Origin of the sequence: Peribacillus frigoritolerans (genome assembly GCF_004358755.1) — a bacterium.
In the GTDB taxonomy this organism is placed as follows: domain Bacteria; phylum Bacillota; class Bacilli; order Bacillales; family Bacillaceae; genus Bacillus_P.
The window spans coordinates 1-11,382 of the sequence record NZ_SMZY01000013.1; the positions used below are offsets into that span (position 1 = coordinate 1).

General features: G+C 37.1%; 15 protein-coding genes. 5 read left to right on the top strand and 10 right to left on the bottom strand.

All coding sequences use genetic code 11. The annotated features are described in order from the left end of the window. A partial coding sequence (gene dcm / locus E2R53_RS22810) for a DNA (cytosine-5-)-methyltransferase (RefSeq protein WP_133313941.1) occupies window positions 1-859 on the bottom strand: 859 nt, incomplete at its 3' end. A 224-nt stretch (window positions 860-1,083) separates the two neighbouring features. Here dcm and E2R53_RS22815 point away from each other — a divergent pair. After that, the gene (locus E2R53_RS22815) at window positions 1,084-1,323 is read left to right on the top strand and encodes a helix-turn-helix domain-containing protein (protein ID WP_133313942.1); all 240 of its coding nucleotides are present in this window, start codon (window positions 1,084-1,086) and stop codon (window positions 1,321-1,323) included. Next, window positions 1,317-2,483 (top strand): restriction endonuclease PLD domain-containing protein, encoded by a 1,167-nt coding sequence (locus E2R53_RS22820; protein WP_133313943.1) that lies wholly within the window; start codon window positions 1,317-1,319, stop codon window positions 2,481-2,483. Before E2R53_RS22815 ends, E2R53_RS22820 begins: the two co-directional genes overlap by 7 nt. Before the next feature lie 53 nt (window positions 2,484-2,536). On the opposite strand, the gene E2R53_RS22825 is transcribed toward E2R53_RS22820, so the two are convergent. Further along, the gene (locus E2R53_RS22825; protein WP_133313944.1) at window positions 2,537-3,136 is read right to left on the bottom strand and encodes a hypothetical protein; all 600 of its coding nucleotides are present in this window, start codon (window positions 3,134-3,136) and stop codon (window positions 2,537-2,539) included. Between the two features lie 293 nt (window positions 3,137-3,429). Between E2R53_RS22825 and E2R53_RS22830 the strand changes: the two genes are divergently transcribed. Further along, window positions 3,430-3,657 carry a hypothetical protein gene (locus E2R53_RS22830; protein ID WP_133313945.1) on the top strand — a complete coding sequence of 76 codons (228 nt, stop codon included), beginning with the start codon at window positions 3,430-3,432 and terminating at the stop codon, window positions 3,655-3,657. A 38-nt stretch (window positions 3,658-3,695) separates the two neighbouring features. Then, window positions 3,696-4,238 carry a site-specific integrase gene (locus E2R53_RS22835; protein WP_133313946.1) on the top strand — a complete coding sequence of 181 codons (543 nt, stop codon included), beginning with the start codon at window positions 3,696-3,698 and terminating at the stop codon, window positions 4,236-4,238. 943 nt (window positions 4,239-5,181) lie between these two features. Here E2R53_RS22835 and E2R53_RS22840 read toward each other — a convergent pair. From E2R53_RS22840 to E2R53_RS22870, 7 genes are all read right to left on the bottom strand, one after another. Next, on the bottom strand, window positions 5,182-5,742 hold the full coding sequence (locus E2R53_RS22840) for a helix-turn-helix domain-containing protein (RefSeq protein WP_133313947.1): 561 nt from the start codon (window positions 5,740-5,742) through the stop codon (window positions 5,182-5,184). A 106-nt stretch (window positions 5,743-5,848) separates the two neighbouring features. Next, window positions 5,849-6,205, bottom strand: coding sequence for a hypothetical protein (locus E2R53_RS22845; RefSeq protein ID WP_133313948.1), 357 nt, complete (start codon window positions 6,203-6,205; stop codon window positions 5,849-5,851). Between the two features lie 65 nt (window positions 6,206-6,270). Further along, window positions 6,271-6,612, bottom strand: coding sequence for a hypothetical protein (locus E2R53_RS22850; RefSeq protein WP_133313949.1), 342 nt, complete (start codon window positions 6,610-6,612; stop codon window positions 6,271-6,273). A gap of 90 nt (window positions 6,613-6,702) precedes the next feature. Continuing rightward, window positions 6,703-6,990, bottom strand: coding sequence for a helix-turn-helix domain-containing protein (locus tag E2R53_RS22855; RefSeq protein ID WP_133313950.1), 288 nt, complete (start codon window positions 6,988-6,990; stop codon window positions 6,703-6,705). 269 nt (window positions 6,991-7,259) lie between these two features. Further along, a complete protein-coding gene (locus E2R53_RS22860) occupies window positions 7,260-7,850 on the bottom strand; it encodes a hypothetical protein (RefSeq protein WP_133313951.1) in 591 nt (196 codons plus the stop codon). Between the two features lie 171 nt (window positions 7,851-8,021). Further along, window positions 8,022-8,294: a hypothetical protein gene (locus tag E2R53_RS22865; RefSeq protein ID WP_133313952.1), complete on the bottom strand. Its 273-nt coding sequence runs from the start codon at window positions 8,292-8,294 to the stop codon at window positions 8,022-8,024. Continuing rightward, entirely contained in the window at window positions 8,291-8,566 is a 276-nt protein-coding gene (locus E2R53_RS22870) for a hypothetical protein (protein WP_133313953.1), read from the bottom strand. Before E2R53_RS22870 ends, E2R53_RS22865 begins: the two co-directional genes overlap by 4 nt. A gap of 1,991 nt (window positions 8,567-10,557) precedes the next feature. Between E2R53_RS22870 and E2R53_RS22875 the strand changes: the two genes are divergently transcribed. Next, window positions 10,558-10,743 carry a hypothetical protein gene (locus E2R53_RS22875; RefSeq protein ID WP_133313954.1) on the top strand — a complete coding sequence of 62 codons (186 nt, stop codon included), beginning with the start codon at window positions 10,558-10,560 and terminating at the stop codon, window positions 10,741-10,743. A gap of 357 nt (window positions 10,744-11,100) precedes the next feature. Here the strand turns inward: E2R53_RS22875 and E2R53_RS22880 are convergent. Further along, window positions 11,101-11,382 (bottom strand): DNA cytosine methyltransferase (locus tag E2R53_RS22880; protein ID WP_206197423.1); only part of this gene is annotated, 282 nt, incomplete at its 5' end.

An 11,382-nucleotide genomic window follows, 5' to 3' on the forward strand; every position in this document is an offset into this window, starting at 1 on the left:
CCTCAGGGAAACTATAGTCTTCAGGAAATCCCTGTAGTTTTAAACATTCTTCAGGCGTTAGTTTTCTAATGTTATTCTGATGATCTAAGACCAAAGGAACGTTATGACCGCCTGTCCCCATATTAGCCGTCAGCGTTGGGCTAACATTACTCTTGTTTTCTCTAACATAGATACGTCTTAACTGATATGTCGTTTCTGTACTTACCATTCCTTCTCTTAGCATTTCATAATATTGAGAGGATTCGTCGTAATAATATTTGTCATCTAACTTATTGTAACGGTCAACAACAGAATTAAGCTTATTAGTTAAAGGGATCTGTTTAGGGAAAATGAATTTTGCTGTTTTTTCAGGATCTAAGAAACCTACTATATAAATTCGTTCTCTATTTTGTGGCACATTGCCATATTCCATAGAGTTGAGAACTGCCTTTTTAATTGTGTAACCAAAAGCCTCTAACGCCTCTTCTATTACTCTGTAAGTATTGCCTTTGTCGTGAGTTAATAGGTTCTTAACGTTTTCTAGCATTATCGCTTTAGGTTTTTCTTTTTGTGCTTCAATTACCTTCAGTATTTGAAAGAAAACGTTACCTCTGTCATCTTCAAATCCTTTACGATAACCAGCTATGGAAAATGCCTGGCAAGGAAAGCCACCTATTAAAATATCCAATTGTGGAATGGTCGATTTATCAATTAAATTTATGTCGCCTTCTTCTAAGTAAGTGTCACCAAAATAATTTCTATATGTGATACACGCGTTTTTATCCATTTCGTTGGCCCACACGACTTCAGCCCCTGCTTGTTGAAATCCTAAGCAAGTTCCACCAATGCCTGCAAACAAACTTCCTACTCTGTAACTCAAATCAAATTCCTCCTACAAACATTAGTTCGTACATCGTTTGTTAAATTTCATTTTAGCATAGCTTGTATTAAAAATGTACTTATTTCTCTTGGTAATTATAGTCCTAAATTTACTCAAAGTAAATAGTCAGAATTGTTTATTTGCATTATATAATCGTAAACTTTCGACTATTTACGATTGTGAAGGTGTTAGGATGAATTTACCAAATAACGGAGGTGCTAATAATGGCATATTTCTTTGGAACAAGGTTGGCTAACGCTAGAGATAAGAAGCGATTAACCCAAAAAGCGATTGCGGAAAAACTCCGGATTTCTCCAAGCACATGGTCGCAATATGAGAGTAGCAGAAAAGATCCATCTCTAGCGAATTTCAAGGCTATTTGCGAAGAACTGGACGTGTCAGCTGATTACCTTTTAGGATTCACTAAAAATTACAAACCATTAAAGGGGGAAGAAAAATGTTAACTAACAACCAACCCATTGTTAATCAAGAAAGTTACGTGCGAATGATGAAATCTGCAGGATCATTATCCAAGCTTTTTTCTGAAAGTGAATCACCCTTCCTAGTTTCAAGAAACGTAGAGAACGCGTTTTGCGAGGCATTTGGGGCAAATAATTTGGGGCGTGATGACTGTTCAGCGGACGCTTCCTTAAACGGTATAGGGGTGGGGATTAAGACCTTCCTCCACGGAAATGGCAAGACGCTGCAAAAAATTGCTGAGTTTAACAAGGATTCTGACTTGTATCGTAACAAGTCTCCTAAAGAACTCATTCGCATTGTTGCAGAACTGCGAAATGCACGTATTGATTTCACAAAACGAACGTATCAGATTCATGAAATGATATATCACTGCGTCACTCGTAAAGAAGGAAAGATATTGGTTTATGAGTCACCGATGGACTCGGTGGATATTCCGGCAATCACAAACATCAAGATAAGCAATAACGGCAATACAATCACTTTTGAAGACGGTTTAAATGAATACAGCTTTAATGTTACAAAAAGCACTTTATACAAGCGTTTTATCACCAATGGTAATGATCCGATCCTGGAGATTGATGTTGAAATCTTAGCTAATCCATATTTGGAATTAGCAAAGCTGTTTGACTTTGAGTTACCAGCTATCCAAGCCCCGGCTGTTGTTGCTGATCCTAGAGAAAATCTTGAATATGTCATTTTACCTCTATTCTCTGACCGCGGGAATCAAAGACATGTACCTGAGAAAAGTGGGCTTAACCAATGGAATGCGGGCGGAAGAAAACGAAATCCAAATGAGGTCTATATCCCGATTCCGAAATGGATCCATAATGTACTGCCAAACTTCTTCCCGGATCGTGATGAAAGTTTTGACTTACGACTTCCCGATCAAGAGATCATGTCCGCGAAAGTATGCCAACAGGACAGTAAAGCTTTAATGTCTAATCCAAATAAGGCATTGGGTGAATGGCTATTAAGACAAGTTATGGACTTGGAAGAAGGAGACCTTCTCACGTATGAACAGCTTGAAGTGTTGGGTATAGATTCGGTTATTGTCTTTAAGCACAGTGAAAATCACTACTCAATTGATTTCCGTGAAATGGGATCCTATGATCAATTCGTGCTTGAACATACTCAAAATGCGTAACAAAAAAAACCATCTGTTTATCAGGTGGTTTTTTTGTGAAGAAAAATGCTTATTTAAATCAAATCAGAAACTAATTCCCATCTGTCAAAGTATTTAGAAACGTCGTATTCATGTTCGCGAACCTCTACAAACCTATTGTTGATTTCCTGAAAGTAGAAATGGTATAAATCCGCATTATCACTACGCTTACCTTTTATAAAATCCCTCAATTCATCTTTAGTAAAGAAGAATGTGTAAAATTCTTGATTAAAAGAGACGGTAAAAATATGGAGATCAATTCGATCATCTTGAATGTCCCTGGCCCAAACAGTATGCCAAGATGAAATGTGTTTCAAATGGCTTTTACTGTAGTAAAACTTCGCCTTTAATTCTTTGGTAGGATTCTTTTTTGATTGAACGATAATACTTGCCCCAGAAGCCTTATTACCTTTAATGGCCATCAAATCCCTATTCTCAGAGTTCAGCCTGTTCATTACGTGGGACCTGGCAATTGATCGAGTAATCTTTTGCGAATTATCTTCTTCTGTAAAAACTTCCTCATCTGAAACTGTTTTTTCTTCATCCGAATGATTTTCGAGTACATGAACTCGATCCTCTAAGGATTGTATTCGTGTTAAGAGTTCCAAAATGACTCCTTCATAACTTTTATCCAAAAAATCATCTCCTTTTTATAGAATATCCTTATTATCATAATATGATATCACTTAATAAACGTCAATGATTTTTGAGATATTTTAGATTTTTTATTTACCGAAGGTGATTTTCTCTTCTACCTTGACTGAATGTAACACAATACATATTAAGTAACATTAAAAAATGGCTGTAAATGCTGACATATCAACGTTTTAATTATTTTTTAACAAGTCCTTGCTATCCAATGTTACATATTGTATTATTAAGTTACATTAAAGGTTACATATTGAATTAGAAAAAGGCGGTAATTAAAATGACAAACTCACTAATTATTAAAGAAATGTACTTAATCCATGACTGGCTATATGAGAAATTAGAAGTTGCTGAACAGTACAACGATGGCAAGGATTCACCAGTAAAGAAGTTTGTCCTAGTTCATGAGGAAGACAATGCAGAAGAAATTTACTCAGCTACGCACGGTGTAATGATATTCAAGACATACGAGGAAGCCTTAGAAGAAAAGAAAGAAACGGAAATCTAAAATAGAATCTAAAGTAAACATAAAAGGGGATTTACATAATGGAAGTAGTTCAACCGATTAGAGATAAAGACAAAATTGCAGAAATCAAAGACATATTAAAACGCCAGTCATTAAGAGACTGGTTCATGTTTGTTGCTGGAATCAACACGGGGCTTAGAATTAGTGACCTATTGAAATTAAAGGTCAGTGATGTAAAGGACAGAACGCATATTACTCTTAAAGAAGCTAAGACAGGAAAAGAGAAGCGTTTTAAAATCAATTCTGCTTTTGCTAAGTCGATTGAATACTACATTAAAGGAAAGGATTATGACGCACTGTTATTTCCTTCACGTAAAGGCGATAAGCCTATTAGCAGGGTTCAGGCATACAGAATACTAAATAAGGTTGCTGATACTGTAGGGCTTGAAGAAATAGGCTGTCATACACTTAGAAAGACATTCGGCTATCACTTCTATCAGAAGAAAAAGGACGTTGCCATGCTACAAGAAATCTTTAATCATTCAGCACCTTCTGTTACTTTGCGATATATCGGGATCAATCAAGATGTTATGGATGAAGCATTAGATGATTTTAGTTTGTAGGGAGAACTAAGATGAACATTAAAAACGCTTTTTTAAAGAGGCGTTTTTTTATTTTATATTTACATGCCCTTTATCAGCTTATCTATAAATATCAATACCATTCTCAGACTAATATCAGGAACAATAGTATCTGCCATAAATCCCTGCCTCGAATAGCCGTACCTCACCATATGAAAGACCAGCCTTACCATAATAGATAGTAAGGTTCGCACTCATAGTCACAACCTCATACAACCATTTAGAAGGTCATAAGAATAACGTCAATACAAAGCAATGACAAGGTAAGAGGCACGCCTCAGCACCAACAGAACAGCGAAACAGGGAATGAATGGATTAACGTAATAAGAAGAACGAATAGAAAACGAATGACAGTTAAAATACAATGAAATAGAAGAAAAGAAGTGGATTCAGTGGGGAGGAGAAGTAACTCCTCTAACTAACAAATTGTGAGTTACTATGAGGCTGTAAGGCCGAAGGGCTAGGGGGCGGAATGGGGCTGCCTCCGGGGTCGCTTCTGTTGTGTGGGAAAAATTGGCACAAAATTTGAAACCTCTTCATGCACAATCACCATAAGGCGTGTCGCTGAGGGCTTCCCTGTTGCATCTATTGTTTACTTTTCGGACCTAACTGTTATTACATTAAATTAGAGGTGATTCAGATTGAACCAAACTTATGATGAAAAGATAGAACAAATAGAAAAAGCCTTAGAAAATCTATTAGAATCATTTGCAGACTGTAAGAACACCATGAGGTCAGGGTTCGATGAAGTCCATACACGGCTGGACGTACTCAACAAGAGGCTGGACAGAATGTTGGATAAGGAAGAATAGACCGTGAAAAACAAACCTTTTTACCTTTTTGTATTAACCGTTTCCTGAAAAAAATAATTTTGTGGGGGACTGAGAACTTTTTAGGGACTACTTGGCCAAAAAAAGAGGCAAGGTCACCTAAACCCTGCCTTACTTAATCTGTTTATGACGGTCTGTCTCGTGACATCGTACTCTTTTGCGATCCGTGTCATTGTCATACCGCCCTCAGCTAGTAAAATCATTCTTTCTGTATCAGCTTCCGTAAGTCTTTTCTTCTTTGATTTAGCTATTTTGTTAGCACTATGCCTAAAAACCGAATAGCACTCATGGGGCTGGTAGCCATTTAGCAGCCATACTGGCCGGCCGTAAAAGTCTACACCACATTCAGTACAATGGTGTAGCAATGTACTCTTCCGGTTCATGTACCGTTCTACAGCTATCACAGTGCCCTCATAAACGGTATTAAGTTCCTTTTGATACTCTACATTCTCAGATTCGTATTTACCTAAGTACAGATCATTTCTAGGAATAGCACGAGATGAATCTATTATCTCAGGGTTAAGCCATGTTTTAATGAAGGGTGTTTCCACTGGGCTTTCTACAATAGCAGCCGTTTTTGTAGCTTTAATTTTGGCCACTCTTTTCATTAACTGACGCTTCTGTCTTTTCTTGCTTCTTTTATTACGCTTGGTCATGAGATTCCCCTCTCTTTTAACAACAGTTAAAGTCGGCAGGGTATAAACACCTTACCCCTCAATTTCCAACCTCTGAACCTCTTGATATGACTGAGTTTCTAAAGCCCTAATTGTTGTTATTTAGCCTCTTATTGTTAGCCTTTACGAAAGTCTTTCTTCTTGCTGATTTCCTGCAATCATCGCTACAATAAACAGCCCTGTTTGCCACCGAACTAAAGCCTTTACCACAGCCCTTACACTTCTTAGAAAGCGTATCTTTTCCGTGATACTCGGCCTCAAGTGCTTTATCTGCTGGTAGCACATACTTTTCAAAATATGAACAGCGATTATCTGTAGCAGGAATCTTCTTTCCTCGATATTCTCCACCGTCAATTAAAGGACATTCTCTGCCGGATAAAGCACATTGTCCCTCTATGAAATTCGCACAGCTTGTCTTTATTAACTTTTTGATTTCCTTCTCCATTTCCATTTCCCCCTTTAGAAATAAAAAAGAGACCGCCAGAAGGCGATCCCTTATTGATATTAGATTTAGTAAGTCAGTCCAGCCCTCGCACGTTCTACCTTTTGTTTGATTTCTTTTTCTAATTGTTCCTGACGGATCTTCTCTTTCAGTTGTGCTTGTTCCTTTTCTCTTTGAATACGTTCAGCTAAAGCCTTGCCGACTTCCTCGTTATCAAAGTATGAACTTTTCGGCTGGTCATAGATTGACATCTTCCCACCGTCTACAGGGACGATATTTTCTTTACGTTTAAGTTCGTCTACCGCATTGCCAATTGCCATTCTTTCAAGTAGTGGCAGGCCTTTGATTTCCTCATATGCAACATCATCACCCATAGCGAGTCTTTTAATAAATTCCGGTTTAAAACTCATGTTAATTCCACCTTTTCATAGTTAACTTGTTGCTTTTCTTTCAACAGTAAAATTAGTTTCAGTGTTAGCAGCAGTGTAATAGTTGCCATATCACTTGTAGCCTCGTTGCTTCTTAATCTCTATCATTCGTTTGATATACTCGATTTCTTCAGAACTGATACGTAGCTTTGCAATACCTTTACGAATAACCTTTTCATAATGTTCACTTAGCCTTTTGTCACCTGATTCAAGCTGGGATAGTGTAGATTGAGGAACCCCGAGTTTATCAGCGAATTGTGATTGATTAAGAGATCTAACAGCACGTAAATATGGCAGCATATCGGCCGTAATTTCAGGCTTATAGGGAAGGCGTTCACCTTCTTTTAATTCGATTAGCATTTGATTCACCTCAGTTTAAGTTAGTAATCTATACCTTTAGACCAAATTAAAAAGGCATGGCAATGCCACACCTTTAAAGGGGAAATATAATGTCATTTAATTGACCAGATATCCGCAGACGGAAAGCTAACCTGTTTAAGCCATTCCAGCCCTCTTACCGTCCTCATTAAGTAGGGATGAGAAACCACCCTCATTTACAGGTATAGTCTATACATTCGCCTTGAAAAATTTGCAGTAATGATAAGCACTGCCGGCTTCTATTTGTTCGATTAGATTAACCCTTTGGCTTTTAAAACAGTCCTTACAATCTCATTCATTAAATCGCTTTTGTTACCATGCTTCACATTATCAACAAAGTCAATTACGTCCTTGTCCCAATAAAAGCCCCTGTACACTCGCTTATTGCTAGTATCTTCATTTTGCAACAATAGCATATCAATAGCATCATACTCGCTTTCACTTGTACTTTTATTCGCACTTTCGCTAGTAACAGCTATTTCCTCGCTAGCTAAATTACTTTCGCTATTATTTTGAATAGCTAGCAACTCGCTTTTTGCTATTTTTTCACTATCACTTTTACTAGTATTTGCTTTTAATGAACTTTCATTAGTGCTAGTATTACGCTTTTTAGCCGTAGCTTTTCCTGTTTTTGAGTAATGATAAATAGAATTTTCTAGCACACTTGCTTCGTCACCATCACCAACGTAATACCAGCCCTTATTGCCTGAATTTCTAAACTCATATCCTGCATTTTTCAAGGCGTTCCTTAAAGGTTTCTCCGAAAGATGAACGTCATCTCTTCTAGCGATATTCGCTATTGTATCAGTTTTAATTAACTCAAATATTTCACGGATCTTCATACAATCACCTCAGGTATTAGTTTACTAGCTTTTTCTATAAGCAGTAAACAATTACCTGCATGCATTTTAAGCCACCTTACAGCCTCATATAACGTTTTTTTGTTTCCTGATTAAGTTAACTATGTCTAAAAAAATAAAACGCCCCAGAATGGCTTTGTGTTATTCTGACAGCTATTTCAAACTTATATTAAGCAATTGATTCATGACTTCATTTGCTATTTCATTATCTTCTAACAGCATACCTACTCTTAAAATGGCACGTCTTGTGAAAACTCCGTTTGTATAACCATCTTCAACTATTTCATCTAGGTTTCTATAAACAACCTTTTCAATAACTGTTTTATCGACCTGGTAAAACCACGCTACTTGTTGAGTGCTTGCAGTTTTATCACTAGGGAACAGCAGTATTTCCTTAACCTGATTTAACACCTCAATACGTCTCATGACAGTTCCTCCATTGTTCCTGTAACAACATCATCAGGATCAATTATCGTAATCTCGTCATTCTTAAATAAGTTCCAATTTCTCGGATTAACATCTATGAAAATACGTTCCACCATTCCAGTTTCATTTGTTTCAGCAAGTACAGGATAAAATCCGTCTGCCTTAGTAGCAAATTCTAAATCTAATGTTCTAATTTCTCCAATTCGGATAGTTCCCGTATCAGTAGCAACCTCACCTAAAAAAATAATACCGTTCCTAACATTTGTTCTCATTGTCCTTACCTCCATGTTTTATTTGCCTCTTGCCTCTCATTTACGTACTTGCAATAGAGGTTCAATTTAGGACAGGCACAGGACAATTTCTTCAAAATATTTAACAATCACAAGATGGTGGTATTATAAAACCCCTTCAGGACCGCCACAATCACAGCGTTAATCCCTTGTGACTTTTACATAATGAAATGTCAGTGTTAACGCAACTTGGCAGAAAGGGTTAATCACAGCAAATAAAATCTACCGCCAACCCACTAAAGCCCAGGAATATCGTACAGGTTCTCTAAAAAAGTCAGACAATTCTAAAACCCTTGGTACGCTTGCTTTCATAGCTGTTTTCAAAATCTTTACAATTGAATACCTGTATTACGTCCAATCTCGTCCACCTATTATTAAGAGAATTAAAGATAATATAACTGTAACTAATGCTATAACGGTAACAAAGATAAGTTCAAAAGATGCTTCGCTGTGAAGAAAATCACTTCACATTTAACTAAAAAACAAATAATAAACTTAAACTAGACCAGCTATGAATAGTGATAAAGAAATGAAGTTAATCTTGTTATAGATTTCCTCTGACGAAGGAAGTGGGCGTAAGCAAGTTCTTCTTCTCTTAATGGATAAATTTAAAGTATGGCTATCAGTATTAAGGTCGATACTTGAATAGCCAATCTTCCCGTTTAACAGCATAGCAACAGTATAGTTCCCTACTGATCTTTATGATTAGTGGGGAAATTTTTTATATCCTGTTTTAGCAGCAATCACTGTTTTTCATTAAATAATATTCCATCACTTACTAAACCAACCCCAACACGCTTAACAGCAATTTCTTCAACATATTTAGCTGATTATGCTTGACTGGTTTTACGGTTTTTGACTTGCTGAAGAGAAGCAATGAAACGGCTGGAAGGCAGACTTATCCCCTATGCTGAGAGAAAGCTAAAAATAGCAATCAATCAGAATAGGAGGGATAAGCGTCTTACAGGTTACTTGCGTCAGTGTCGCAATGTGTCCGTATGTGTAGACCCTATTCACTTAGTAGATTTCTCTACGCACGTCCTCTGCCAATGGCTTGTCCTCTACATAATATCGCCCCTATGCGACAAGCTGAACGTGTTCCCTGACACCGTAATGTCAACGATAACCACCGAACCTTTAAAGGTAGTTCTCACCTTACCCGCCACAGATGAATAGGAATCTATGACGGGGCGTCTTAATTATTGCATTGGCTAAGACTTAACCTGACGATTTTATTTACCTGAGTTGATCGGCAACCTCAGGGAACAGACAGCAAAAAAGACGCTATCTCAATAACCTGTCTGCATACAAGTTAAATTGAGATAACGCCTTTTGTTAAACTTTGTCCGATTATGTATGAAAGTTCCTAGCAATTACTAGTTGAATCCAGTGGACGGAGAGTTTATAATAGGTGGTATCAAATTAGTCCTGCTGCTACAGGGCTAAAATTTAACTTAGTGGTGCGAACACTAGGTTTTAAGAAGTCATTTCCGTTAGAGGGTGCGAACCTTTAACATGAGGAAATGGCTTTTTTGTTGTTTCCGTTCGTATTAAGTTACCTATTATTCTAGCCGTTATCATTCTAGTAAGCAACAGAAAAATGTAGATTCCATAAGGTTTTTAAGTCTATTACTACATATGGTAAAAGGAAGATTGCTGTAGTGAAGTGAAAAGTAAAAAAGCCTAGCCCTGTTACAGGCTAAGCAATCCTACCGCAAGGTTAGTTAAAGCCAGCACTAGTCTGACACCCTCACTTGAAATCTTCATCTCAAAAGAAAAAGAGAATTTGATCTCCATTAGTTTCACCCTTTAGAGAGGGTCGGATTGCTGCCATAAGACAGAACCCTCGTCTCGTAATGTTGCCTCTTTATTTTACTTCCTTTGTCCTAATCTTACAAATAAATTTTTACATAGTAGGAAAATTTAACCTCTTGTCGAATTGAGTAAATGAACTGACAAAAGGAGATGATGAAATGGCTATTGGATTAACTAAAGACGCAATACTCAACAAGTTGAAGGAAGTTGAAGATATAAATTCCGAAGACCTATTTAACAAAATAGCTGAAGTTATTGTAGAAAATAACAGAGAGTTAGAAAAGAAGATTCCTGGTCTTGTGGCTAGTGATATAAATAATAAGCTTAAAAGAAGAGGAATGTAGGGCATCCGTATGGGTGCTTTTTTTATTGTGAGTTGAAGAAAATTCTGTAAGGTAGGGATGCTAATGAGTTATGGAATCTTATGCGTTCAAAAAGCCTCTTTGTCTACTATACAGACCCTTCTGATAAACTTTTTTTATTCAACCCCTCTATTTGTAAGGTCTAAGGCCACCCTCATTAGTAATGTAACCATTAAGCAATAAACCACCTGCACAGCAGCACAAACAGAAAAGCTTTATTACTAATAGCTATAACCTATGAAGTGCCTCAGAATGGACGCTGTGAGGGCAAAATAAAAAGGACTGAATAACCAGCCCTTAAAGATTTCTTGATAATGATATTTTTCTATATGTGATCTATTAGTTTGTGAGAATTGGCTGTTTTTCTGAGTAAAGACCTTCTGTAGAAAGATCTTCACCATTAAGAGTTTTGATGATATTGGTAGCGATTCGTTTAATGACTGGAACCGTTACTGAGTTACCGGCTTGTTTGTATCTATGCCCATTACTCATACCCTCAGGGAAACTATAGTCTTCAGGAAATCCCTGTAGTTTTAAACATTCTTCAGGCGTTAGTTTTCTAATGTTATTCTGATGATCTAAGACCAAAGGAACGTTATGACCGCCTGTCCCCATATTAGC

What these genes read in the sequence shown, in the direction of transcription:
- E2R53_RS22815 (WP_133313942.1), top strand. Translation starts at nt 1,084, where the DNA reads ATGGCATATTTCTTTGGAACAAGGTTGGCTAACGCTAGAGATAAGAAG.
- E2R53_RS22820 (WP_133313943.1), top strand. Translation starts at nt 1,317, where the DNA reads ATGTTAACTAACAACCAACCCATTGTTAATCAAGAAAGTTACGTGCGA.
- E2R53_RS22830 (WP_133313945.1), top strand. Translation starts at nt 3,430, where the DNA reads ATGACAAACTCACTAATTATTAAAGAAATGTACTTAATCCATGACTGG.
- E2R53_RS22835 (WP_133313946.1), top strand. Translation starts at nt 3,696, where the DNA reads ATGGAAGTAGTTCAACCGATTAGAGATAAAGACAAAATTGCAGAAATC.
- E2R53_RS22840 (WP_133313947.1), bottom strand. Translation starts at nt 5,742, where the DNA reads ATGACCAAGCGTAATAAAAGAAGCAAGAAAAGACAGAAGCGTCAGTTA.
- E2R53_RS22845 (WP_133313948.1), bottom strand. Translation starts at nt 6,205, where the DNA reads ATGGAGAAGGAAATCAAAAAGTTAATAAAGACAAGCTGTGCGAATTTC.
- E2R53_RS22850 (WP_133313949.1), bottom strand. Translation starts at nt 6,612, where the DNA reads ATGAGTTTTAAACCGGAATTTATTAAAAGACTCGCTATGGGTGATGAT.
- E2R53_RS22855 (WP_133313950.1), bottom strand. Translation starts at nt 6,990, where the DNA reads ATGCTAATCGAATTAAAAGAAGGTGAACGCCTTCCCTATAAGCCTGAA.
- E2R53_RS22860 (WP_133313951.1), bottom strand. Translation starts at nt 7,850, where the DNA reads ATGAAGATCCGTGAAATATTTGAGTTAATTAAAACTGATACAATAGCG.
- E2R53_RS22865 (WP_133313952.1), bottom strand. Translation starts at nt 8,294, where the DNA reads ATGAGACGTATTGAGGTGTTAAATCAGGTTAAGGAAATACTGCTGTTC.
- E2R53_RS22870 (WP_133313953.1), bottom strand. Translation starts at nt 8,566, where the DNA reads ATGAGAACAAATGTTAGGAACGGTATTATTTTTTTAGGTGAGGTTGCT.
- E2R53_RS22875 (WP_133313954.1), top strand. Translation starts at nt 10,558, where the DNA reads ATGGCTATTGGATTAACTAAAGACGCAATACTCAACAAGTTGAAGGAA.